Origin of the sequence: Streptomyces sp. NPDC059224, assembly GCF_042754285.1 — a bacterium.
GTDB lineage: Bacteria > Actinomycetota > Actinomycetes > Streptomycetales > Streptomycetaceae > Streptomyces.
On sequence record NZ_JBHZAN010000013.1, the window covers coordinates 104,275 to 127,639 of the forward strand.

The following is a 23,365-nucleotide window of genomic DNA, read 5'->3' on the forward strand; positions in this document are numbered from 1 at the left end:
GCGTAACGGGGCGGCCCGCGCAGCGCCTGCCGGACTACTCCCGGCGGTCCTCGGCAGGTCCGTTCCGGGTGTCCGCCGCGGTTCAGAACAGCCCCTCCTGGGGTGCCGTGAACTCGCGTACGGGCACGCTCATTTCACCCTCGTCCTCCGCTCCGGCGGCGGCCAGCTCCCACCCGGGCAGCAAGCGCGTGTCAAGGACGACGACGCCTCGCCGGGTGGCGAGATGCAGATCCGGGCCGGCGGCCGCGACGAGTTCACCGCTGACCACACCGCCCGGGACCAGCTCGACCACCTCACCGACGGCGGCGGGCGCCGCGTCCAGCCCGAACACCCGGACATGGTCCACGACTTGGCAGGGCTCGGGCACGAGCGCCTCCGGCCACGCCCCGAGCGCCAGCGCCCGCGCGTGCGCCACGACGACTTCGGCGGCCCGCTCGGTGTCACTCCCGGGCAGAGCGGCCCGTACGACGCGCTTGGCGCCGTAGGGGATCCGGTCGGGCACCTTGAGCGCGGCCCGCAACAGCTCCTCGGCCCGCCGCGCGGCCATCAGCGGCCCGGCGCCCAGCCAGCTGAAGCACACGGCCCCCTGTTCCAGCAGCCGCGCCGGCCCGCGCTCGACGGCGGTGATCCCGACCTTGACCATCCCGGGCCCGAACCACGCGAGATACACGTGGTACGGCCGCGGGTCGTCGGCGATGCCGTCGGCGGCCACCGAGTGGGCCCGGTCCAGTCGGGCACACTCCTCGCAGCGCGCGCCGGTACTCCGCCCGGACACGGACGCGCGGACCGCGCAGGGGTGCCCGCGCGCCCCCACGCACTCCCGCGCCCCGCCTCCGCCGGCCGTACGGAAGGCGACGCGCCTGCCCGGCCCGAGCACACTGCGCCGCCCGCCGCTCCACATCAGCACGGGCCCGTCGTCCGACCACCGCAGCCCCGAACATCTCCACACCTGTGCCATCGCTCACGAGCGTAGAGGTCGGCACTGACAACACGGGCGGAGCGGGGCGGGCCGGGTGGAGCGGGGTGGGGCCGAGCAGGGCCGAGCGGGGCCCGGCGTCGAATGCCGGCTCCCGGTCAGCCCCCTGCTCGGGCGGTCGCCGGATCGGCCTCCCCCGCGGTGGCCATCGGTTCGAGAACCGACCCGGCACGCCGCCCCCGGCCCGCGAGCCGGCACCCCACGCATCCGGGGTGGCCGTCGCGTGCGCCGGTGTCCCGGGCGCCGAGGGCCCACCGCGCCCGGGGCCGGGGGCCGGGCGGCTTGCCCCAGCCCGCGAGGTGCAGATACCAGGTGACCAGGACGCTCACGGCGGTCACCGCGCCCCCTGCGACCAGGGCCGGGACCGAGACGGCACACACCCCCCACCCCAGCAGACCGCTTCCCGCGGTCGCGATCGCGGTACCCGTCCACCCTGCGACCGTGTGACCTTCATCGTGCAGACTCACTGACCCGCCTCCCCTTCCTAGGCAGCGGTGACTTCACCGGCGGCGCAGACACGGCGTCCGGCGTGAGGACGACTAGACTCTCTCACTGGCTTAGAAATTTACCCCCTATATCTCTCACGGGCTAAGGGAATTCGCCAGAGGACCGGCGCATCTCCAAGGAATCGGGAACGCCCATGCACGGCAAGCCGCGACCGCCCGCGGACCCCGCCCGCGCGCTGTCCGCGATGGACCACCTCATCGCGGCCCATCTGATCGGCCAGCAGGAGCTCGCCCGGCGGCTCGGAGTCAGCGTCACCGACCTCACCTGTTTCGGCTTCGTCCTGGAGGCGGGCGAGGACCTGCTGACCGCGGGCGACCTGGCCGCCCGGGCCCATGTGACGACGGGCGCGGTGACGGGCATCCTCAACCGCCTGGAACGCGCGGGCTACGTGACCCGGCGCCCCGATCCCGACGACCGCCGCCGGGTCCGGGTGGCCGCGGTCCCGGACGCGGTCAGCCGCGTCGGAACGGTGTACGCCGACCACTACCGACGCCTCACCGATCTCTTCGCCGACTACACACCCGACGAACTGGCCACCCTCACCGACTGGTTCACCCGCGCGACGAGCCTCGCCCACGAATCCCTGCAACGGCTGTCCTCCCCCGGGTAGAGCAGCCGCATCCACCCGTTTTCCACCCTGCTTCCACCCATGGGTCCACGTGCCGGACGGGTCCGGAACCGGATAGTCGAGGCATGACGATTTCGGACTGGATCATCGATGTGGCACTCATCCTCGTGGTCATCAGGCAGATGCGGGAGGAGAGGCTGACGGCCTTCAGGCTGCTGCTGCCGCTGGGACTGATCACCTGGGTGGCGACCAGCTACCTGCACGACATCCCGACAGCGGGCAACGACCTCGTCCTCACAGGGGCGTTCGCCGGGATCGGCATCGCCTGCGGCGTGGCCGGCGGCCTGCTCACCCGGGTCCGCTTCGCGGACGGGCACGTACGGGTCAAGGCGACCCTGGGCGCGGCGGCCCTGTGGGTACTCAGCATGGGCTTCCGGCTGGGCTTCGCGGTCTGGACCTCGCACTCCTCCGGCGAGACCCGCATAGCCCGCTTCTCGGCCGCCCACGACATCACCAGCGCACAGGCATGGGTCGCCGCCCTGGTCCTCATGGCCGTCAGCGAGGTCGTCGTCCGGCTGGGCATCATCGTCCTGCGCGGCCGGACCCTCCGCGGCCGCACCGGCGTCCCCGCCACGGCGTGAGCCACGGCCCACCTCCCGGTCGCGGCGTCGTACAAGATCACCCGGAACACCGTCCTGAGCGCCTCGTTCGCCGGTGACCACCGCTACGCGGCACGCACGGTGACCACCGCCACGACGCTCACGCCGACGGCCCGGACGCAGCTGCAGTGGCCGCCGTCCATGGGCACCCGGACCGGCAGCACATGGACCGGGTGGACCTACCTCACGGTCCGCCCCGGCCACCCCTCGCAGGCCGGAAACAGGCGGTCACTTCGCCGCCCCCCGCAACGCCAAAGGCCCCGGACGAACCCGGGGCCTTTGCTGTCGGTGCTACGCAGCCTTGGAGCGGGCCGCAGGCGTGCCCTGGTCGGGCTCCTGCGCGACCTCGGACCAGGGGATCTCGTCCTCTCCGAAGTCCGGGGCCTGGAAGGGCTTGATCGTCGGAGGCGGCGATACTGCGGTGGAGCGGCGGGGTTGCCCTTCCACGGCGGAGAACAGCGACGTCGAGTCGATGAGAGGTCTGCCTTTCGTTACAGGTCCCTGACGGGACCTGGCGTGCCGTGACCGGGCACAGCGGTCCTACAGCTTGGTCATCTTGGCGTACGGGCTCAGGATCCGCATTTGCGCCGAGCCGAAGTCCACGAGCGCCGCGGTTCCGTCCTCGACACCGATCACCCGGCCGAGTCCGTACACGTCATGAGTGACCTGGTCGCCCACGGAGAAGTGCTTGGGGGCCGGCGCGACCGGGGCCTTGAAGGGGCTGGTGGGCAGATGGCGCTTCGGCGCCGCAGGCTTTGTCATGGCTCAGTATGAGCCTACGCGTGGCCCGTTTCGCTGTGGTTGTCGGCACAGATCCACAAGCGAACCCGCACATCATGCCGCTGACCTGGCGTTTCCGGCCCAATCAGGTTCGTATATCCCAGACTGCTTTTCTTTTCGGCTGCCTTGCCCACGGGGACCGGGCCGCTCCCGTCAGCGTTCGAGGTCCCGCTCGAACCAGTGGTCGGCGTACTGCTCCGCGCTGAAGGCCTCGACCTCCACGAATCCCGCGGTCTCGTAGAGGCGTCTGGCCTCCGCGAGCGTGCGGTTCGTCTCCAGCCGTAGCGTCTTCATCCCGCGGTCGACCGCCTCGTCCGCGAGCCGCTCGATGATGCGGCGGCCGAGGCCGAGGCCGCGCACGTCCGGGGACGTCCACATCCGCTTCACCTCGGCGATCCGCGTCCGGGGGTGGAGCTTGAGCGCCCCGCACCCCACCGGATTGCCCTGCGCGCTCGCCACCAGCAGCAGCCCGTCCGGCAGCGTCATCTCCTCGTCGCTCGCCGACAGGCTCCGGGCGGGGTCGAAGCCTGTGTCGAAGCGCCGTCCCAGTTCCTCGAAATAGGAACGCAGGCAGTACCGGGCGTCGGGGTCGCGCGGGCTCGTGATCTCGATCCGCACCTGTGAGGCCAGCAGCAGCCGCCCCACCTCCGCCATCGCCGTCACCAGGCGCGCCCGCTGACCATCGGTCAGAGGACCGAGGACCGACTCCGCGAGCCCGTCCGACGCACGGTCCAGCACCGCCCGCTCCGCGATGCCGGCGCCGGTCAGCCGTACCTTCCGCACCCGTCCGTCCTGCGGGTCCGGGTCCGTGGTCACCAGGCCGTCCGACTCCAGTCGCCGCAGCTGCCGGCTCAGATAGCCGGAGTCCAGACCCAGTCGCGAGCGGAGAACGCGCACCTCGGATCCGTCGGGCTCGATCTCCCACAGAAGGCGCGACAGGCCGAGCGAACGGTCCCGCGACAGATACGCGTCGTCCAGAGCACCGACCCGCTGCGTGACCACCCGGTTGAACCTGCGCACGGCATCGATCTGCTCTCGCTCCATTCTCTGATAATAGTCAGAGAAATCCGGAACGGACGGCGGACAGCGTTCTGGGGGGCCGGTGCGCGGGAGAGGTGTCCGCGGCACCCCCGATGCGGGCACCCCGGGCCGAATCTAGACTGACCGAGGGTGGAAGATCCCGAATCGGGGAGGTATGCACCATGGCCAAGCGAGCGAACAAGCGGCGCGCCCGCAAGAAGAAGAAGGCCAACCACGGCAAGCGCCCCAACACCTGAGCCGGCCCTCACCGCGGCCGCCGCACATCCCGGAAACGCAAGAGGCCCCGGATCTCTCCGGGGCCTCTCACCTGTGTGCACTCGGCAGGATTCGAACCCGCAACCTTCTGATCGGGGGTCGTGGTCACACGGGGTCCGCCGGCTTTCTTCCACGCGTCAAGGCCACTGCTCGCGGCGCGCACGACCGGCTCCCCGGGCCACTCGCCCTGTGTGCCGACAGCATGGCCCCGACGCAACCGCGCCGGGGCCAGAACCGCAACACTTGTGGTGCTCTTCCAGCCCGTGTGGCCGTCGCCCTAGCTCCAACCACCCTCGTGGCCAGGCTTGGGGGACTTGGTCGGCTTGGGGGTCTTGGTCGGCTTGGGGGTCTTGGTCGGCTTGGGAGGCTTAGGGGTCTTGGTCGGCTTGGGAGGCTTGGGGGACTTGGTCGGCCCAGGGGGCCCGGACGGTCCAGGAGGCCCGGACGGCCCGGGAGGCCCAGACGGCCCAGGAGATCCGGACGGACCGGGAGGCCCGGACGGCCCGGGAGGCCCAGACGGCCCAGGAGATCCGGACGGACCGGGAGGCCCGGACGGCCCAGGAGGCCCAGACGGCCCAGGAGATCCGGACGGACCGGGAGGCCCGGACGGCCCAGGAGGCCCAGACGGCCCAGGAGGCCCGGACGGACCGGGCGGGCCCGTCATGCAGACCGCCCTCGTGATCACGTTGCTGTCCAAGGTGACCGCGCCATTACGCGCCAGCGCCCGACCCTCGACCGCGGCGTTGGTATTCACCGTGATGGACGTCAGGGCCAGAATGTTGCCCTTGAAGAAGGAGTTCGTGTCAAGGGTGGCCGAGCTCCCCACCTGCCAGAACACGTTGCAGGCCTGTGCCCCGTTGACCAGCAGGACATTGCTCGCCGGCGCCGTGATCAGAGTGGAGCCGATCTGGAAGATGAAGACGGCGTTGGGGTCACCCTGGGCGTCAAGAGTGACCGTCCCGGTGAGGTTCAGCGACGACGAAGCCTTGTAGACGCCCGGCGTCAGCGTGAGTCCGCCGATGTCGCCCGGGGAGGTCAGGATGGTGGTCGGTGTTCTGCCGGCCGCGTCGTTGTAGGCAGTGGTCAGATCGGACTGGGCCTGAGCGGCGGCGGCATCGGCGACATGCTGCACCCCGTTCACGATTCCGGGCGGGAAGCCCGTCACCGAGGAGCCGGGACTGACTCCCAGGTCGCCGTTGACGACCGTGGGGCCCGTATTCGTGACCGCTGAACCGGCCAAGACCGCGTAGCTCAGGTCGGTTCCGAGCCCCACCGGGGCCTCAGCTGCGCTCGCGAGGTTCGAGATCAACGTGATCGACATCAGCAACGCGACCGCGGGCAGCGTGACGACAGTCGCTCTGAATCTCAGCCTTCGGCGTCTGCCGGGGGGAGCGGAGGGGTGGCATCCACTGCCATCGACCAGTCCTTTCTTGTCATCGTTGAACGCGGTCGCCAGGCTTCCGAGCGCTTGAGGCGGCTCGGTCGGATGGCTGCCACCGAGCTCGCAACACATCGCATGTAATCAAGGCATAACCTCACTTACCTCAATAAATTGCTCCCACACGCAGAAGAGCCGTAATGAGGCCGAAAGAGTTGCGACGGCATGGCGTCGCCTGCCAGTGGGGATGCCCGACGGCTTGCTCGGACCATGGGTTCAGCACCGTGTCGACACAACACACCGTCGTCTCTGGGGTCCTGATGATGTGACAGCACCGACTCATCACGGACTCGGGCTCCGGGATGCCTGCCCATTTGTCTGGCCTGGTGGAGGAGAGTGCCCCGGCGGAGGCGGGACCACGAAGCCCCGGAAGAGACAGGTGACGCCGGCCCCATCAAGACCCTGGAACGCCGAACCGGAATGGGATCACCGACTCACAGCACCACGCCTCCCGCACACGCCGCTCTCTGCGACCGGTACGCGGGCCGCTTCCTCCACCCCAACACCATGCCGGGCGGAGGAACCCGTGACCCGAAGAAGGCCGCCGCCACCGCGCACGCGCTGAAGGCGGCCGGGTTCATGGTCTTCGACGGCCTCTGAACCATCTACGCCCGACCGGCCCGCCCAACCCTGGACGGCACTCGCCGCCGCCCGCGAAGGCGCCGTGCTGCACCGGCTCGGTTTCGATGACTTCGCGTACCGCGAATGGGAGCGGGGCACCTGGAACTTCCAGCCAGGTGCGAAGGGCCTGACCTCTACGGCACGGGGGCGGTCAGGCGGTCCACCTTCGACCGTCCCGCCTCGAGGTGGACTGAGGGTGTCGGCGACGGGCCGGACGAGACGACGGTCCGGCCGGTGTCCTCGAAGTGTCTGAGCGAACCCCTCGCCCGCTCGCTGAACCGGTTGCCGTCGGACACTGCCGTCAGGGCAAAAGCCAGAGGCCCTGTGGATCTCTCCACAGGGCCTCTGGTCTACTGTGCACTCGGCAGGATTCGAACCTGCAACCTTCTGATCCGTAGTCAGATGCTCTATCCGTTAAGCTACGAGTGCTTGTTCTCTTGTTTTTCTGTCTTCGTTCCCGGCCCTTCCGGCCCGCTCGCGGCGACAGGAAGAACATTACATGACTGCCGCCGCCATGTGAAATCCGTTAGCCGCATCCCTTGTGACCTGCGGAAACACCGAATCTGGGCCATGAACGACTCAGGGAGCCCGGACCGGAATGGTCGGGGCTCCCTGAGTCAGGTGCGGAGGCGGAGGGATTTGAACCCTCGATGGGATTGAAGTCCCAAACCGCATTAGCAGTGCGGCGCCATAGACCGGACTAGGCGACGCCTCCAGCACAGCCGCCCGCGCGAGCGCGAGTGGTGCGTGCAGATGATGACACAGTCGAGCGTGCTGTCACCAATCGGCTCCCACGGTACTAGGCAGCCGGGTCGCAGGGCAAAGGTCTTCCCCAGGTCGGGGCGCCGCGCAACGTCCGGGCCGGCGGCGCGTTGGGCAGGGCATGTCTCACTTCGCCGTGCGGGGCGCCCTCGGGGCCGTCGCCGCCGTTCTCGGATCCCTCCCCGCCTTGCCCGCCTCTTCCGCCGCCGGCCAGGGCGACCACCTCACCGTCACCGTCCGGCACGCCGGGGACGGGCGGACCGGGACGTACGAGCTGTCCTGCCATCCGGGCGCCGGAAGTCACCCGGACGTGAACGGGGCCTGCCAGGCGCTCGACCGGAACACCCGCTGGGGACGCGACGCCTTCGCCCCGGTCGCCCCCGGCACCACCTGCACCATGCTCTACGGCGGCCCGGCCACCGCCCATGTCACGGGCAGCTGGGCCGGCCGCCCGGTCGACTCGACCTACGACCGCAGCAACGGCTGCGAGATCGGCCGCTGGAACCGCATGGTGCCCCTGCTGCCCGATCTGGGTGCCTGACCTGGGCGCCTGGGCGTTCGGCGCGCTGCCGAACCGCTTGGTGCCGGGACGCCGCGGCCAGCACGACCGCACAGCCGACGCATGGCGGAAGCCCCGCTCCCGTAAAAGTCCCGCGCAGGTACGGCGGAGGTGAAGTGGGTCGGTCACATGTTCACCGTCACTTCGTCGTGCGACCTCCCTCTCATCCGGCGCCGTGAGCGCAATCGGTGCCTTTAGACTCCCTCGCGTGACACGTCGCGGGCCGGTTGGCAAGATGGCCCGAGCGGTCGGCAAGGTGCGGTAACAGGGAGGAAGCGTCTCGTGAGCAGCAGGCCATCCCGAGGCGCTGCTCGCCTCGCAGCCATACTCGATGCGCTGCCGGACGCGTTGGTGCTGGTCAACGCCAACGGAACCGTGGTCAACGCGAACACGATCGCTCTGGAGGCGTTCGAGGCACCGGGTACCGCGCTGGTCGGGCGAGGGCTGCTGGATCTGCTGCCCGAATTCGACTCGCGGCTGATCCCCGGGTCGATGCGACGGCCCGACCACATGGACCCGCGCGGACGCACCAAACCGACCCGCATGGTCGCGCGGCGGACGGACGGTTCCGAGTTCCCCGTCGAGGTGACCAGCGCCAACCTGGAGAACGGGCAGCAGGCGTACGACGGTTACGGCTACGGCGCCGACGAGCTGCTGATGCTCGTGGTGCGCGACCTGACCGGCACCGTGGACACCGAGGCCGAGCTGGCCCGCTCGCAGCGGCAGACCGAGATGATCCTGCGGGCCGCGAGCGAGGGTGTCGTCGGCACGGACACGGACGGGCGGATCGTGCTCGTCAATCCGGCCGCCGCCCAGATACTGGGTTACCGGGCCGGTGAGCTCGGCGGCAAGGAACTGCACAACCTGGTGCTGCACGCGCGTCCCGACGGGTCACCCTTCCCGTACGCCGAGTCACCGCTCGCCGACACCCTGCGTTCCGGACGCAAGCACCGGGTCCGCGGACAGGTGCTGTGGGCCAAGGGCGACAAGAAGGTGCCGGTCGATCTGACGACCGCGCCGGTCCGCGACGGCGACCAGCTCGTCGGCGCCGTCATGACCTTCACCGACCGGCGGCCGTACGACACCCTGGCCGAGGAGAAGGACGCCCGGGAGAAGGCGCACGCCGAGGAGCTGGAGCGGCTCTCCGAGGAGCACGCCTCCGACCTGACCGCGCTGCGCCAGAAGCACGTCACCGAGGTCGAGGAGCTGCTGGAGCGGCAGGCCGAGGAGCTGGCGTCCGGCGAGGAGCGGTACGCGGCTCTCGGTGAGCGCGAGAAGGACCGCTACGAGGCCCTGTACGCGCGGCACGAGCAGCTGCTGACCCTGCTGGCGCAGTCGCTGCGCGGCCCGCTCGACGAACTGCGCCGGGAACTGGCCGCGCTCGCCGCCGACGACGCGGGACAGCTGTGGCCCGAGGCCAACCAGGTGCTGCACCACCTCTCGGCCGGTTACTCCCGCATCACCCAGCTCATCGACAACGTGCTCGGCTACCAGGCGCTGGACGCCGGGACCGAGGACATCAACCGCACGAAGGTGATGCTGGACGCCGTCGTCGCCGCCGGTGTGGACGGGGCGGTGGAGCTGATCGGGCCCGGGCGGGTCCAGTTCGCCGTGCACGCGCCGCCCATCGAGGCCGAGGTGGATCCGCAGCGCCTCGCCGTCGCCCTCGCCCATCTCGTCGCGGACGTCGCGGGTGTCGACGCGACCGGCAACGCGCCGGTCTCCGCCGGCGGCTACATGGACAACACCGTGGTGGTCGCGGCGGCACAGCGCGGCGAGGTCGTCCGTATCGAGGTGCGCGGGCCGTACCCCGGGGGCGACCCGGTGCACGAGCCGATCGTGCGCGGCATCGTCCGCGCGCACGGCGGCGTGCTGCAGACGCACGAGGTGCCCGGCATGAGCGGCAGCGCGTTCGTCCTGGAGGTGCCGATCGGGGGCGGCGCCGGCGCCGTGGCCCCGCCGCCCGGCACGGCGGTGGCCATGATCCCGGCCGCCGACGACAACGGTGCCGGTGGGCGGCGCCGGGCCCGGCGGTCCTCCGTGGACGCCTTCCTGGACAGCGACGTGCCCGGTGGCGAGGCCGGCGAGGGCGACGCCCCGCCCGTGCAGCCGACCGGGCGGCGGCGCCGGCGGGCCGACGGGGCGGCGGCCCAGGAGAACGGGCCCGCCGCGATCGAGAGCGCCCCGGGCGTCGAGAGCGCGGAGCCGGTCTCCGGCGGTACCGGACGCAGGCGCGGACGTCCCGCCGACGCCGGCGCGGGCGCCGGAGACGACGCGGGTCTCGCCGGAGTCTCCGAGGGCGCCGTGGTGACGGCGGCCGAACAGGGCGCCGGTACGGCCGCCGCGGGTACCGGCCTCGGTGGCACCGTTCCGCCGCGGGGCGTGCCCGCGCCGGCGGCGGGTCACCGCGCCCGGCATGAGCCCGACGAACTGCAGGCGCTGCCGCCGGCGCTGCCCGCGGCCACCGCGCCGCAGGAGGACGAGGAGCAGCCGAGCGGGCGCCGGCGCCGTGCGCTCGCCGCGGCGGCCGAGCGGGCCGAGCGGGCCGAGCAGCAGCAGGCGGGCCCCCGCCCGGTCTTCGCGCTGCCGCCCGCCGAGGCCGACCGCACCCCCGAGCCGGTCGCGGTGGCGGGTGAGGAAGGCCGGCACGACGCCGTGTCGCACGACCAGGCCGAGGACCACACCCCGCCGCAGCCGCACCCCACCAGCGCGCCGACGGGCCGCCGTCGACGGGCCGTGGGCCAGCCCGGGGAGGCCGCCCCGGCCATGGTGCCGACGGTGCCCACGCAGGCGGGCGCCCCCGGCGGGCCGATTCCCGCCGTACCGGCGCGGGCACAGCAGCCGCAGCCACCCGCGCCGTCGCCGTCGCCGAGCCCCTTTCCGCAGGCCGCCCCGGGTCAACCGGTGCCGGCACAGCCCGCTCCGGCCGCCGAAGCCGCCCCGGCCGGCGCCCAGCCGCTGCCGGCGGAGGCCCAGCCCGTGGCCCCCGTACCGCAGCAGTGGCCGGGCAGTGCCGACGAGGCGCCCACGCCCGCCCCTCAACCCGCGCGTGCCGCGCAGCCGTTGCCCGCCGAGGCCGCGCCCGCGCCGGTCGACCCGGACTCCACGCAGGGCCGGGCGTTCAGTGTGCGGACACTGGGGCAGGGGGTGCCGTTCTCGCGGCAGGCCGCGCAGGTGCAGCAGCCGACGGCGACCCCGCCACCGCACCAGCCGGGCGGCAACGGACGGCGCCGCAAGCTGGGCACGCGCAACGACCAGCAGCAGCCCGAGCAGGCCGCCCGGCCGCATCCGCCGGCCGACCAGCCGGCGGCCCAGCCGCTGCCCCAGCCGTCACCGACCGGGCAGTCCCGGCTCGCGGGGGCCACCGAGGGCGCCGGACGGTCGTACGCCATAGGCGCACCCGATGTGAACGCCGCCGAGGGCCCGGAGCCGCTGGACGGTCCGGGCGGGGCGGTCGAGGTCGCCGATCCGCCGCGCCCGCAGCCGATGGACGACGAGCTGCCCCCGGAGCCGCTGGACAACCCGCGCCGGCTGCTGGTGTGGCCCGCGCCGGACGTCACCACCCAGCAGGCGCTGAGCGACCGCGGCTACCGGCCGGTGATCGTGCACTCCCGTGAGGAGGTCGACGCGCAGATCGCCGCGTTCCCCGCGGCGCTGTTCGTGGACCCGCTGACCGGACCGATCACCCGGACCGCGCTGCAGTCGCTGCGGCAGGCCGCGGTGGCGGCCGAGGTGCCGGTGATGGTCACGGCCGGACTGGGACAGGCGACGCGTGAGGCGGCCTACGGCGCCGATCCCGCCGTCCTGCTGAAGGCGCTCGCGCCCCGGGACACCGAGCAGCATCCGCCGCGGGTCCTGCTCATCGAGGAGCACGCGGAGATCGCCCTGGCCCTGACCGCGACGCTGGAGCGGCGCGGGATGCAGGTCGCCCGGGCGGCGAGCGACGCGGACGCGGTGACGCTGGCCGGGCAGCTGCGGCCGAACCTGGTGGTGATGGACCTGATGCAGGTGCACCGCGGGCAGGCCGGCATCATCGACTGGCTTCGTGCCAACGGGCAGCTCAACCGGACGCCGCTGGTCGTGTACACGGCGGCCGTCGACCAGGCCGACCTGCCCAGGCTGGCGTCCGGTGAGACGGTGCTGTTCCTCGCGGAGCGGTCGACCAGCCCCGAGGTGCAGGACCGCATCGTGGATCTGCTGGCACGGATCGGGACGAACTAGGGCTCACCACGGCGCCCCGAACGGGGCGCTGGGGTACCCCGTCCGACGGCCGGGGGAGGAACCGCGCGTTCGGCCACGGACAACCCGCGGCCGAACGACGGCAGTTCCCCGCCCGCAGTGGACCCGTCCCGCCGTGAACCCGGCGCCGGTCAGAGGCTCGTCACGTCCAGCTCGCCCTCGGCGTACTGCCTCCTGAGCACCTTCTTGTCGAACTTCCCCACGCTCGTCTTCGGCACCGACGCCACCACCGTCCAGCGCTCCGGCAGCTGCCACTTGGCGATCTTGCCCTCCTCGGCGAGGAAGACGCGCAGGGTCTCGAAGGTGGCCGTGGAACCCTCGCGCAGCACCACCGTCGCCAGCGGACGCTCGCCCCACTTCTCGTCCGGGACGGCCACCACCGCGGCCTCGGCGACGTCCGGGTGGGACATCAGCGCGTTCTCCAGCTCCACCGAGGAGATCCACTCGCCGCCGGACTTGATGACGTCCTTGGCGCGGTCGGTGAGGGTGAGGTAGCCGTCGGGGGAGATGGTGCCGACGTCACCGGTCTTCAGCCAGCCGTCCTCGCTGAACTTGTCGGCGGGGCGCAGCGGGTCGGCGTCGGGGCCGTTGTAGTAGGCGCCCGCGATCCAGGGGCCGCGCACCTCCAGTTCGCCGGCCGACTCGCCGTCCCAGGGGAGGCGTTCGCCGCCGGGGCCGGTCAGCCGGCCCTCGACACCGGCCGGGAAGCGGCCCTGGGTGAGGCGGTAGGCGAACTCCTGATCCGTGCCGACCGCGTGGGCCGGCGGACGGGAGACCGTGCCGAGCGGAGAGGTCTCGGTCATGCCCCAGGCGTGGCAGACCCGCATGCCCAGCTTGTCGAACGCGGTCATGAGGGAGGGCGGGCAGGCCGAGCCGCCGATGGTGACCTGGGTGAGCGAGGCGACGTCCCGGGGCCGGGCGGCGAGTTCGCCGAGCAGGCCCTGCCAGATGGTGGGGACGGCGGCCGCGTGCGTGGGCCGCTCGCCCTCGATCATCGCGGCGAGCGGGGCGGGCTGGAGGAACCGGTCCGGCATCAGCAGGTTGACCCCGGTCATGAAGGTGGCGTGCGGCAGGCCCCAGGCGTTGACGTGGAACTGGGGCACGACGACCAGCGAGGTGTCCTGGTCGGTCAGGCCCATCGACTGGGTCATGTTGACCTGCATGGAGTGCAGGTAGATCGAACGGTGGCTGTACACCACGCCCTTGGGGTCACCGGTGGTGCCGGAGGTGTAGCACATGGCGGCGGCCTGGCGTTCGTCCAGCTCGGGCCAGTCGTACGTGACCGGCTTGGAGGCGATCAGGTCCTCGTACTCGTGTACCGCCACGGTCGCGCCGTCCAGCAGGGAACGGTCGCCGGGGCCGGAGACCACGATGTGCCGGAGCGGCTCGAGGCGCGGGAGCAGCGGGGCCAGCAGCGGCAGCAGCGAGCCGTTGACGATCACGACACGGTCGGCCGCGTGGTTCACGATCCAGGTCAGCTGTTCGGCGGGCAGCCGCAGGTTGAGCGTGTGCAGGACCGCGCCCATGGAGGGGATCGCGAAGTACGCCTCGGTGTGTTCCGCGTTGTTCCACATGAGCGTGGCCACGCGGTCGTCGTCCTGGACACCCAGGTCGTCACGCAGGGCGTGGGCCAACTGGGCTGCGCGGGCGCCGATCTCGGCGAAGCTGCGGCGGTGCGGCTCGGCCTCACCCGTCCAGGTGGTCACCTGCGACTCGCCGTGAACCCTCGACCCGTGCGTCAGGATCGTGGAGATCAGCAGCGGTACGTCCTGCATGGTGCTCAGCACGGCGTCCTCCCGGGGCGACATTGCCTACTCGGTGGTAAAGGGGCTGCGCTGATTCTGCTCACATACCGCTTGGTATGTCACTAGGGGAGAGGTAACTGACACCGTCGGCACCGGTCTGTCCGGCTATCGGGCGACGGCCAGCTCAGGGTCCTCGCGCAGCTTGCCGAGCGCACGCGACACGGCGGACTTCACCGTGCCCACCGACACCCCGAGCACCTCGGCCGTCTGCACCTCGCTGAGGTCCTCGTAATACCGCAGTACGACCATCGCCCGCTGCCGCGCGGGCAGCTTCATGATCGCCCGCCACATCGCGTCGTGCAGCGCCTGCCGCTCGGCCGGGTCGTCCCCGCCGCCCACCGGCTCCGGCTCCGGCAGTTCGTCGCAGACGAACTCGTCGACCCGGCGCTTGCGCCACTGCGAGGTCCGGGTGTTCAGCAGGGCCCGGCGCACATAGCCGTCGAGCGCCCGATGGTCCTCGATCCGCTCCCAGGCCACGTACGTCTTGGCGAGCGCGGTCTGGAGCAGGTCCTCCGCGTCACTCGGGTTCGCGGTCAACGAGCGGGCGGTGCGCAGCAGGACGGGCTGGCGGGCCCTGACGTACGACGCGAAGGACGGGTACGGCCGGGTCTGCCTCGCCGAGACAGCGGCGCCCGAAGCGCTGGTGCAGACGGGTGTGGTCATGGCTCCACGCTATGAGCGAACAGCGTGACGGCGGATCGGCCGCAGGTCCCGAAGGAGAGTCCGCCTCAGGTTGTAGGGGTGGGGGTGGCTACACCTCCTGAAGGTGGAGTACGGGCGCAGTACTCCTGCGGGTTTACCCCTGAGGGGGCGGTACGGCCCAGGCGCCGGACCACGCCCGGCGGGGCGCCTGTTCACCCGTCCGAGGTCAGGACCAGCCCCGATGTCGGCACCCCCGTGCCGGCCGTCACCAGGACCCGGGCCGCGCCCGGTATCTGGTTCACGCCGGCGCCGCGCAGCTGGCGCACCCCTTCCGCTATCCCGTTCATCCCGTGGAGGTAGGCCTCCCCGAGCTGTCCCCCGTGTGTGTTCAGCGGCAGCCGCTCCTCGGCCACGAAGTCCGCCGCCTCGCCGCGCCCGCAGAACCCGAACTCCTCCAGCTGCATCAGCACGAACGGGGTGAAGTGGTCGTACAGGATCCCCACGTCGATGTCGGCCGGGGCCAGCCCCGAGGTGCGCCACAGCTGTCCGGCCACCACGGCCGTCTCGGGCAGGCCGGTCAGGTCGTCCCGGTAGAAGCTGGTCATCTGCTCCTGGGCCCGGCCGGCCCCCTGCGCGGCCGCCGCGATCACGGCCGGCGGACGCGGCAGATCCCGCGCCCGCTCCACCGAGGTGACGACGAGCGCCTGTCCGCCGTCCGTCTCCTGGCAGCAGTCGAGGAGCCGGAGCGGTTCGACGATCCAGCGGGAGGCCGCGTGGTCGGCGAGGGTGATCGGACGGCCGTGGAAGTAGGCGGCGGGATTGGTCGCCGCGTACTTCCGGTCCACCACCGCCACATGCCCGAACGCGTCCGGGGTCAGCCCGTAGGCGTGCAGGTAGCGCTGTGCCGCCATCGCCACCCAGGACGCCGGGGTGAGCAGCCCGAACGGCAGCGCCCAGCCCAGTGCCGCGCCCTCCGCCGACGGTTCCCGGTGCCGCACGCCGGAGCCGAACCGGCGCCCCGAGCGCTCGTTGAACGCCCGGTAGCAGACGACGACCTCGGCCAGCCCCGTCGCCACCGCCAGCGCCGCCTGCTGGACGGTCGCACAGGCCGCGCCGCCGCCGTAGTGGACCCGGGAGAAGAAGGACAGCTCGCCGATCCCGCAGGCCTGCGCCACGGTGATCTCCGGGCTGGTGTCCATCGTGAACGTCACCATCCCGTCCACGTCCGCCGGGGTCAGCCCCGCGTCGGCCAGCGCGGCCCGCACCGCCTCCGCCGCCAGCCGCAGCTCACTGCGTCCCGAGTCCTTGGAGAACTCGGTGGCCCCGATCCCCACGATCGCCGCCCGCCCGCCGAGCGAGTCCCGGTCCCGGATGCTCATGCCTCCTCCTCGTCGGTGAGGGTGACGGTCACCGTGGCTTCGGTGAAGGAGAGGGTCACGGTGCCGGTCACGTGGTGGCCGATGCCGTTCGCGCCGAGCACCCGGACCGTCGCCGTCCCCGCCTGCTCGTCCAGCTCCTCGATCCTGCCGGTCAACACCATGGTGTCCCCGGGGTAGTTGGGCGCGCCCAGCCGGATGGCGACCTTGCGCAGCTGGGCCGTCGGGCCGAAGCAGTCGGTGATGTACCGGCCGACCAGGCCGTTCGTCGTCAGGATGTTCATGAAGATGTCCGGCGACCCCTTCCGGTGGGCCAGTTCGGCGTCGTGGTGCACGTCCTGGTAGTCCCGGGACGCGATCGCGCCGGCCACGATCAGGGTCCGCGTGATCGGTATCTCCAGGGGCGGCAGCTCGGTGCCCACCCCCGGCCGTGTCGTCTCAACCCGCACTCGCGATCAACTCCCCCAGTTCCTGGAGCACTTCGCTCCCGCTGCCGAGATAGGCGTCCAGCTGGCGTCCCCACAGGAAGTGCCGGTGCACCGGATGCCCGACATCGGCACCCGTGCCGCCGTGCAGATGCTGGCCCGTGTGCACGACCCGCTGCCCCGCCTCGGACGCCCACCAGGCGGCGGTCAGCGCGTGTGTCGCGTACGGCAGCCCGGCGTCCCGCCGCCAGGCCGCCTCGTACGCCGTCACCCGTATCGCCTCGGTGTCCATGTGGGCGTCGGCGGCCCGGAGTTGCACGGCCTGCCGGGTGGCCAGCGGGCGCCCGAACTGTTCGCGGGTGTTGGTGTGTGCGACGGCCCGGGCCAGGGAGCCCGCGCAGACACCGGCCTGGAGCCCGGCGAAGGCGGTACGGGCGACGGCCAGGACGTCGGCGTAGGCGCCGACGTGCCCGGGGCCTTCGCCGGACCCCGGGCCGGTGCCGAGGGGCTCGGCGGGGGCCTCGTGGAGGGTGAGCCGTCCCGCCGACCAGGGCGCGGTGAGCTCGGTCTCCTCGATGCCGGTGCCCGCCCCGAGCGGCACCAGCCAGAGCCGCCGGCCGGCGTCCGCGACCAGGACGTGTGTCGCGTCGCGCAGCCAGGGGACGACGGCGACGGTACCGGTCAGCCCGCCCCGCGCGGTGGGCCGTACCGCCGGCTGGGCCGGAAACGCCCCGGCGACGACCACCGACCCGTCCTCGATCCCCGGCAGCAGCCGCTCCCGCTGTCCGCCCGTGCCGTGCGCGGCTACCGCCAGCTGCCCGTACACACAGCTCGCCGCGTACGGCACCTGGGCCGTGGTGCGCCCCTGCTCCTCCAGGAGCAGCACCAGCCCCAGCAGGCCCACTTCGGCCACCGCGGCCACCAGCCCGGCCCCGGTGAGTGCCTTCCACAGCTCCGGGTCACTGCCGGTGCCGGCGGCGCGCAGCCGCTCGGGGGTGGCGAGGTCGGCGAAGATCCCGGCGGCCAGGTCCCGGGCCTCGGTCTGTGCCTCGGTGGGCGTGAAGTCCATGTCAGGCCTCCCCGCCGGGAGCGCCGGGACCGCCGAGAGCCCCAGGGGTGCGGGGGGTGTCGAGGGTGTCGGCGGCCCGGAAGACGGGCAGGGTCAGCGCGCCCTCCTCGTCCTCGAACCGGCAGAACTCCACCCGCACCGGCAGCCCGATCCGCACCTTGTCGTACGGCACCCCCACCACGTTGCTCACCATCCGTACGCCCTCGGCGAGTTCGACCAGACCGACCGCGTAGGGAGGGGCGAAGGCCGGGAAGGGCGGGTGGTGCATCACGACGTACGAGTAGACCGTGCCGTCGCCGGCCGACTCGACCGTGTCCCAGTCGAGGCAGCCGCACGCGTTGCAGCCCGGCAGCCAGGGGTGGCGCAGGGCGCCGCAGCCGGCGCAGCGCTGGATGAGGAGACGGCCCTCGGCCACGCCCTCCCAGAAGCCGGCGTTGTCCCGGTTGACCACCGGGCGGGGGCGCGCCGGAGCCTTGACCGGCCTCCCCGCGGGCGCGTACTTGAGGACGCGCAGGCGGTGGACGCCGACCAGCTCCGCGCCGACCCGGACGTCCGTGCGCGTCGTGACGAAGTAGCCCGTGCCCAGCTTCGTCGTCTTCCGCCCGGACACCGTCTCGATCACCGTGTCGAAGACCAGTTCGTCGCCCGGCCGCAGCGGGCGCAGGTACTCCTGCTCGCAGTCGGTGGCGACGATCGAGACACAGCCCGCCTCGTCGAGCAGGGCGGACATCTCGTCGTACGCGCCGGTGCGCGCCGTGTTCCCGGAGAGGCCGCCCATCGTCCAGGCCTGGAGCATGGTGGGCGGGGCGACCGCATCGGCCCCCCGGTACGCCGGATTCGTGTCGCCCATCACCTCGCACCAGTGCCGGATCATGGGCAGGTTGACCGGGTCCTTGCCGGCGCCCGCCCGGGAGGCCGGCAGCCCTTCGTACGTCTTGAGCCGCGCCCCCAGCGCGTCAGTCCCCCCGGCCACGGCCACCCCTCCTCATCCCGAGCCGCATCGTCGCGACGATCTCCCGCTGCACCTCGCTCACCCCGCCCCCGAACGTGTTGATCTGTGCCGCCCTGTTGAGCCGCTCCAGCTCGCCGTCCCCGAACGCCCCCGGCGACCCGGACCTGACCCATGCCGCCTCGCCGACGATCTCCTGACACATGCGATACGTCGCGACTGCCGATTCCGTTCCCGCGAACTTCACGCCGCTGGCCTCCGCGGGGGGTACCCGGCCCGCCCCCGTGTCCCCCACCAGACGCCAGCTGAGCAGGCGGTTCGCCGCCAGCCGGGCATGCGCCTCGGCCAGCCGGAAACGCACCCAGGGCTCGTCAACACGGCGTCGGCCCGTCACCGGATCGGGGGTGCGGGCAGCACTGAGCGCGGCATCGTAGAAGTCCTCGGCCTGCATGGCGGTCGCGGCGAGGGCGACCCGCTCGTGGTTGAGCTGGTTGGTGATGAGCGACCAGCCGTCGTGCTCGGCGCCGACCAGGTGGCCGGCGGGGACGCGCACGCCGTCGTAGTAGGTCGCCGTGGTGATCTGGCTGCCGACCGTCTCGATCGGGGTCCAGGAGAAGCCGGGGGCGTCGGTGGGGACCAGGAGGATCGAGATGCCGCGGTGCCTGGGCGCCTCGGGGTCGGTACGGCAGGCCAGCCAGATCCAGTCGGCGTGCTGGGCGCCCGAGGTGAAGATCTTCTGCCCGTCGATCCGCCAGCCGTCGCCGTCCCGCACCGCGCGGGTGCGCAGCGAGGCCAGGTCGGTGCCCGCGGAGGGTTCGCTGTAGCCGATGGCGAAGACCAGGTCGCCGCTGAGGATGCCGGGCAGGAAGCGGGCCCTCTGCGCGTCGCTGCCGTACTTCATGAGCGTGGGCCCGACCGTGTTGAGGGTGACCATGGAGACCGGGGCACCGGCTCGGTACGCCTCGTCGAAGAAGACGAACTGCTCGTCGGCGCCCCGCCCTTGACCGCCGTACTCGACGGGCCAGCCGAGGCCGAGCAGGCCGTCCGCGCCGATGCGGCGCAGCAGGGCGCGGCGTTCCTCGGGCGCCTCGGGGACAGGGGAGGGGACCAAGGAAGCGAAATAGGCGCGGAGTTCGGCGCGCAGCCGCCGCTGGCGTTCGGTGGGGGCCAGATGCATGGTTTCTGACTGTCCGTCAGATACGGTGTGCTGTCAAGGCCGGAAAACGCCTGCGCGGCGGCACCGGAGTACCGCCGCGCAGGCGCACTGCATCCCCACAGAGCACACCCCACCAGGGCTCAGCCGGGGACTACCACAGTCGGGTGAAGTGGACGGCAACGTTGTGGTTGCCCTGCTGGAGGGCCGTCCACGCGGACCTGTTGACCTGCGCGGTGTTGCTCTGGTTCGAGGCGCCGCTGCCCACCGCGTTCTGCTGCGTGGTGGAGGAGTTGCCGTTGTTGTCGTGGCCGACACCGCTGCCGATGATGCCCGCCACGCCCGCGTTGGCGCTCGATCCGCTGCCCGCGATCGCACCGTTGTCCGCGGCGGCGACACCGGCGAAGAGGGCGGCGGCGAGCGGGAGGGCGGAGACGGCGGCGAGAACGCGGGCGGTACGGATGCTTGCCATGTTGTTTCCTCTCAGAGCCCGGCTAGGCCGGAAGTACGTCAAGTAAGGCTGTTTCCGGGACAGTTGGCCGACCGTCTCGGCGGTTTCCATCGACGTCGCGAGATCAGAATTGCCCACCGGATCCCCGGCGAACCAGCCCTGAAGGCCTCATTCGCCCTCAAGCGTGATGACAAGTCGATAAACCCCTTTCGCCATCTTTGGTCGACTTCCACCCCAGTTCTGACCACTCCGGGCATCTCCACATCAAGCACCCCATGGGAAGAACCGATCCGGCACCTTCTCCGGCCGGGCCGCCGCTCACGGCGTGTCGACCCGGCCCCCTCTTCCTTTTTTCGAACAGACGTACGAACATGGATCCATGGCCACCACCGACCGGCAGGCCACGACGCTGGCCCTCGCACACGCCCTGTCAGCCGCCGAGCGCGGCCTGGCCGTCATCCCCCTGTCCCGGACCAAACTCCCGGCCCTGCGCTCCCCGCACCGATCCCTCCGCCCCGACCACCCGGAACCGGCGCCACCGCCCTGCCACGGCGAATGCGGCCGCCCCGGCCACGGGGTGTACGACGCCACCACCGACCCGGCCCGCATCCGGGAGCTGTTCGCCGCGGCTCCCTGGGCCACCGGCTACGGCATCGCCTGCGGGCTGCCTCCGCACCGCCTCATCGGCGTCGACCTCGACGTGAAGTCCGGAACCGACGCCACCGGCGCGCTGCGCGAACTGGCCCTCCGGCACCTGTTCACCATCCCGGCCACGGTCGTCGTGCTCACGCCCAGCGGCGGCCGCCACCTCTGGCTGACCGGACCGCCGGACGCCGTGATCCCCAACTCGGCCGGCCGGCTCGCCCCCGGCATCGACATCCGGGGCGCGGGCGGCTACCTGGTCGGCCCCGGCTCGCGCACCGACCACGGCGTCTACGCCACCGCCCCCGGCACCGAGCATCTGGTCCCGGCCCCCTGCCCGCCGTCCCTGCTCCGCCTCCTGCTGCCACCCCCGCGAGCACCCCACCCCGCGACCCACCCCTCGGTCGGCAACCGCGGCCAGGGCCTGGTCCAGTTCGTCCTCGCCGCCCACGAGGGCCAGCGCAACACCCGCCTGTTCTGGGCGGCCTGCCGCGCCTACGAGAACGGCATCGGCCGCGCCCTGCGGGCCCCGCTGATCGACGCGGCCGTCCACACCGGCCTGACCGAACGCGAGGCCCGCGCGACGATCGCGTCAGCGGCCCGCATGACCGGCCACCGCCCCTGAGACCGGCCGCCCGGTCCCCCGGAGCCCACCGGTTCCGCACGACTCCGGGGCACCGGGCGGAACAGGCGGCCTCACCGCCTCTACGAGAAGTCGTACACCGCCCAGTCGGCGATCCCCCGATAGCCGAGACGCTGGTAGAGGGCGTTGCTGGTGGGGTTGGACAGGTCCGCGAACAGCACGACGTCCCGGGCCCCCGCGGCCAGCGCGGCCCGGCTCACCGCCGCGGTGACGGCGCCCGCGTAGCCGCGACCGCGCAGGCCGGCCGGGGTGTAGACGACGTCCACCTGGATCTGGCCGCCGATCTGCGGGTTGAGGCCCGCGACGGAGACGGGAGTGCCGTCCGGGGTCTCCCAGAGCGTGTACCGCTTGTCGGAGTAGCGGGTGCCGGCCCAGGTTCCGGCGTCGACGGCGACGTCCTCCCCGACGGCTTTGGCGAACTCACCGCACCAGAAGATGGCTTGGTCGAGGTCCTGCTCGCCCAGGACCCGGCTCCGACCCGCGGGCGGCGGCTCCGGTGGGACGAGCGTGCCGAGGCGGTACAGGCGCAGCCGCGTCTCCCGGAGCTTCGGGACCGCGCCGGTGTGCCGCTGCCAGGCTTCGGCGAAAGCGGTGGCCGTGGCGTGGTCCGCACTGACGGTGGGGACGGCGTGGCCGAGGGCGGCCAGGCGGGCGGCGAGGGAGTCGGCCTGCCCGGGAGTGAGCGGGGAGAGGCCGAGGCCTCGGGGCGGGAATCGGTAGAAGGTGGCCCGGACCTCGCCCGCCCGCCCCAGGACCCCGAAGACCGGGGCTTGGCAGGCGGCCCGTCCCGTCCGCACCCTCTCGGCCCAGGTCAGCTGCATGACGTGCGGGCCGGGACGCGAACGCAGGAAGTCCCCGGCCCGGGCGAGGAAGTCGTCGACGTCTTCGGTCAGATACCAGTCGGCTGAACGCATGCCCGAAGCCTTCCCAGACCGGGCCCGCCCGTCCAGCCCCCCACGCGTAAGGGGCGCCCCTGGTCGAGGAGCGCCCCTTGCCCAGGCTGCGGTGGGTATGGGATGTGAACCCACGGTGACATCACTGCCACGACAGTTTTCAAGACCGAGTTGATCGCCCGCGGGCCCTGAGACGGGGACAGCTGCGCCTCTGACCAGACTTGCGGGACAGGCTGACGGTGCCCTCAGAAGCCGAAGACCCAGCGCCGTAGCCGTCCGCGGGTGAAGCGGCGAGCCCCCGCGTCTTCGCTCACACGCGGTTACGCCGTGTCCTCGCAGATCGCGTAGGCAGTGAGAGGAACTCCTGAGTCACTCGCGACCTGCCACCCACTGGGTGCGGCACCCGCAGTGGCGGGAATTGGCCCGTCATAGTTGAGGACCGTATCGACCGAGGTGTCCCAGCCGCCGCCGACGGCGACGTCGCCGGGATTGCAGGAAGCCGTCGACAGATTAGGGGTCGCGGTGCCGGCAACCGCGATGTAAACGGTGCCAGCGGCTGCCGGGGCACCCTGCGGGCCTTGGGGACCCTGTGTACCGACACCCGTATCGCCCTGCGTGCCCTGCGCACCCTGCGGGCCCTGCGCGCCGACACCTGTATCGCCCTGCGAACCCTGCGTGCCCTGCGTGCCCTGCGTGCCCTGGGCACCCTGCGGACCCTGTGTACCGACGCCCGTATCGCCCTGCGAACCCTGCGTGCCCTGCGTGCCCTGCGGACCCTGCGCGCCGACACCCGTATCGCCCTGCGAACCCTGCGCACCCTGCGCGCCGACACCCGTATCGCCCTGCGCACCCTGCGGACCCTGCGTACCGACACCTGTATCGCCCTGCGAACCCTGCGTGCCCTGGGCACCC

Annotated in this window: 22 protein-coding genes, 2 tRNA genes and 1 pseudogene; 9 read left to right on the forward strand and 16 right to left on the reverse strand. The window is 72.2% G+C overall.

Features of this window, described 5'->3' with window-relative positions; translation table 11 throughout:
• Positions 1–82 precede the first annotated feature (82 nt).
• Positions 83–958, reverse strand: a complete 876-nt coding sequence (locus tag ACFXI4_RS16010) for a DUF2797 domain-containing protein (protein WP_384990884.1) — start codon at positions 956–958, stop codon at positions 83–85.
• Positions 959–1,074: 116 nt separating this feature from the next.
• A complete protein-coding gene (locus ACFXI4_RS16015) occupies positions 1,075–1,443 on the reverse strand; it encodes an HGxxPAAW family protein (RefSeq protein ID WP_384990887.1) in 369 nt (122 codons plus the stop codon).
• Positions 1,444–1,616: 173 nt separating this feature from the next.
• On the opposite strand from ACFXI4_RS16015, the gene ACFXI4_RS16020 reads away from it, so the two are divergent.
• Together ACFXI4_RS16020 and ACFXI4_RS16025 are read left to right on the forward strand one after the other, a co-directional pair.
• Entirely contained in the window at positions 1,617–2,093 is a 477-nt protein-coding gene (locus ACFXI4_RS16020) for a MarR family transcriptional regulator (protein WP_362728997.1), read from the forward strand.
• A gap of 83 nt (positions 2,094–2,176) precedes the next feature.
• Positions 2,177–2,692 (forward strand): hypothetical protein, encoded by a 516-nt coding sequence (locus ACFXI4_RS16025; RefSeq protein ID WP_384990890.1) that lies wholly within the window; start codon positions 2,177–2,179, stop codon positions 2,690–2,692.
• A gap of 558 nt (positions 2,693–3,250) precedes the next feature.
• On the opposite strand, the gene ACFXI4_RS16030 is transcribed toward ACFXI4_RS16025, so the two are convergent.
• Together ACFXI4_RS16030 and ACFXI4_RS16035 are read right to left on the reverse strand one after the other, a co-directional pair.
• The gene (locus ACFXI4_RS16030; RefSeq protein ID WP_362728991.1) at positions 3,251–3,472 is read right to left on the reverse strand and encodes a hypothetical protein; all 222 of its coding nucleotides are present in this window, start codon (positions 3,470–3,472) and stop codon (positions 3,251–3,253) included.
• Between the two features lie 171 nt (positions 3,473–3,643).
• Entirely contained in the window at positions 3,644–4,534 is an 891-nt protein-coding gene (locus tag ACFXI4_RS16035) for a GNAT family N-acetyltransferase (RefSeq protein ID WP_384990893.1), read from the reverse strand.
• A 158-nt stretch (positions 4,535–4,692) separates the two neighbouring features.
• On the opposite strand from ACFXI4_RS16035, the gene ACFXI4_RS16040 reads away from it, so the two are divergent.
• Positions 4,693–4,767 carry a 50S ribosomal protein bL37 gene (locus tag ACFXI4_RS16040; protein ID WP_384991109.1) on the forward strand — a complete coding sequence of 25 codons (75 nt, stop codon included), beginning with the start codon at positions 4,693–4,695 and terminating at the stop codon, positions 4,765–4,767.
• Positions 4,768–5,063: 296 nt separating this feature from the next.
• Here ACFXI4_RS16040 and ACFXI4_RS16045 read toward each other — a convergent pair whose 3' ends face one another.
• Positions 5,064–6,299, reverse strand: coding sequence for an ice-binding family protein (locus ACFXI4_RS16045; protein WP_384990895.1), 1,236 nt, complete (start codon positions 6,297–6,299; stop codon positions 5,064–5,066).
• A gap of 345 nt (positions 6,300–6,644) precedes the next feature.
• Here ACFXI4_RS16045 and ACFXI4_RS16050 point away from each other — a divergent pair, with 345 nt between their 5' ends.
• Both ACFXI4_RS16050 and ACFXI4_RS16055 read left to right on the forward strand, forming a co-directional pair.
• A complete protein-coding gene (locus ACFXI4_RS16050) occupies positions 6,645–6,824 on the forward strand; it encodes a hypothetical protein (protein ID WP_384991117.1) in 180 nt (59 codons plus the stop codon).
• A gap of 4 nt (positions 6,825–6,828) precedes the next feature.
• Positions 6,829–6,983 (forward strand): annotated as a pseudogene (locus ACFXI4_RS16055) (protein kinase); the annotation flags it as partial.
• Between the two features lie 218 nt (positions 6,984–7,201).
• Here ACFXI4_RS16055 and ACFXI4_RS16060 read toward each other — a convergent pair.
• Together ACFXI4_RS16060 and ACFXI4_RS16065 are read right to left on the reverse strand one after the other, a co-directional pair.
• Positions 7,202–7,274 (reverse strand) — tRNA-Arg (locus ACFXI4_RS16060).
• Positions 7,275–7,469: 195 nt separating this feature from the next.
• Positions 7,470–7,560: transfer RNA gene (locus ACFXI4_RS16065), tRNA-Ser, on the reverse strand.
• 168 nt (positions 7,561–7,728) lie between these two features.
• Between ACFXI4_RS16065 and ACFXI4_RS16070 the strand changes: the two genes are divergently transcribed.
• Both ACFXI4_RS16070 and ACFXI4_RS16075 read left to right on the forward strand, forming a co-directional pair.
• A complete protein-coding gene (locus ACFXI4_RS16070) occupies positions 7,729–8,148 on the forward strand; it encodes an SSI family serine proteinase inhibitor (RefSeq protein ID WP_384990898.1) in 420 nt (139 codons plus the stop codon).
• Between the two features lie 300 nt (positions 8,149–8,448).
• Positions 8,449–12,387: a PAS domain-containing protein gene (locus ACFXI4_RS16075; RefSeq protein ID WP_384990900.1), complete on the forward strand. Its 3,939-nt coding sequence runs from the start codon at positions 8,449–8,451 to the stop codon at positions 12,385–12,387.
• 149 nt (positions 12,388–12,536) lie between these two features.
• On the opposite strand, the gene ACFXI4_RS16080 is transcribed toward ACFXI4_RS16075, so the two are convergent.
• The 8 genes from ACFXI4_RS16080 to ACFXI4_RS16115 form a co-directional block, all read right to left on the reverse strand.
• Entirely contained in the window at positions 12,537–14,213 is a 1,677-nt protein-coding gene (locus tag ACFXI4_RS16080) for a long-chain fatty acid--CoA ligase (protein ID WP_384990902.1), read from the reverse strand.
• 102 nt (positions 14,214–14,315) lie between these two features.
• Positions 14,316–14,873 (reverse strand): SigE family RNA polymerase sigma factor, encoded by a 558-nt coding sequence (locus tag ACFXI4_RS16085; RefSeq protein WP_362721078.1) that lies wholly within the window; start codon positions 14,871–14,873, stop codon positions 14,316–14,318.
• A 191-nt stretch (positions 14,874–15,064) separates the two neighbouring features.
• On the reverse strand, positions 15,065–16,231 hold the full coding sequence (locus ACFXI4_RS16090) for a lipid-transfer protein (RefSeq protein WP_384990904.1): 1,167 nt from the start codon (positions 16,229–16,231) through the stop codon (positions 15,065–15,067).
• Positions 16,228–16,677, reverse strand: coding sequence for a MaoC family dehydratase (locus ACFXI4_RS16095; RefSeq protein WP_384990907.1), 450 nt, complete (start codon positions 16,675–16,677; stop codon positions 16,228–16,230). Before ACFXI4_RS16095 ends, ACFXI4_RS16090 begins: the two co-directional genes overlap by 4 nt.
• On the reverse strand, positions 16,667–17,722 hold the full coding sequence (locus ACFXI4_RS16100; protein WP_384990910.1) for an acyl-CoA dehydrogenase family protein: 1,056 nt from the start codon (positions 17,720–17,722) through the stop codon (positions 16,667–16,669). Before ACFXI4_RS16100 ends, ACFXI4_RS16095 begins: the two co-directional genes overlap by 11 nt.
• A 1-nt stretch (position 17,723) precedes the next feature.
• On the reverse strand, positions 17,724–18,695 hold the full coding sequence (locus ACFXI4_RS16105; protein ID WP_384990912.1) for a bifunctional MaoC family dehydratase N-terminal/OB-fold nucleic acid binding domain-containing protein: 972 nt from the start codon (positions 18,693–18,695) through the stop codon (positions 17,724–17,726).
• Positions 18,679–19,848 carry an acyl-CoA dehydrogenase family protein gene (locus ACFXI4_RS16110; protein ID WP_384990915.1) on the reverse strand — a complete coding sequence of 390 codons (1,170 nt, stop codon included), beginning with the start codon at positions 19,846–19,848 and terminating at the stop codon, positions 18,679–18,681. Before ACFXI4_RS16110 ends, ACFXI4_RS16105 begins: the two co-directional genes overlap by 17 nt.
• 130 nt (positions 19,849–19,978) lie before the next feature.
• The gene (locus ACFXI4_RS16115; RefSeq protein ID WP_384990918.1) at positions 19,979–20,296 is read right to left on the reverse strand and encodes a hypothetical protein; all 318 of its coding nucleotides are present in this window, start codon (positions 20,294–20,296) and stop codon (positions 19,979–19,981) included.
• A 358-nt stretch (positions 20,297–20,654) separates the two neighbouring features.
• Here ACFXI4_RS16115 and ACFXI4_RS16120 point away from each other — a divergent pair, with 358 nt between their 5' ends.
• Positions 20,655–21,542, forward strand: coding sequence for a bifunctional DNA primase/polymerase (locus tag ACFXI4_RS16120; protein ID WP_384990921.1), 888 nt, complete (start codon positions 20,655–20,657; stop codon positions 21,540–21,542).
• An 80-nt stretch (positions 21,543–21,622) separates the two neighbouring features.
• Here ACFXI4_RS16120 and ACFXI4_RS16125 read toward each other — a convergent pair whose 3' ends face one another.
• Positions 21,623–22,474, reverse strand: a complete 852-nt coding sequence (locus ACFXI4_RS16125) for a GNAT family N-acetyltransferase (RefSeq protein ID WP_384990924.1) — start codon at positions 22,472–22,474, stop codon at positions 21,623–21,625.
• A gap of 557 nt (positions 22,475–23,031) precedes the next feature.
• On the opposite strand from ACFXI4_RS16125, the gene ACFXI4_RS16130 reads away from it, so the two are divergent.
• A partial coding sequence (locus ACFXI4_RS16130) for a hypothetical protein (RefSeq protein ID WP_384990926.1) occupies positions 23,032–23,365 on the forward strand: 334 nt, incomplete at its 3' end.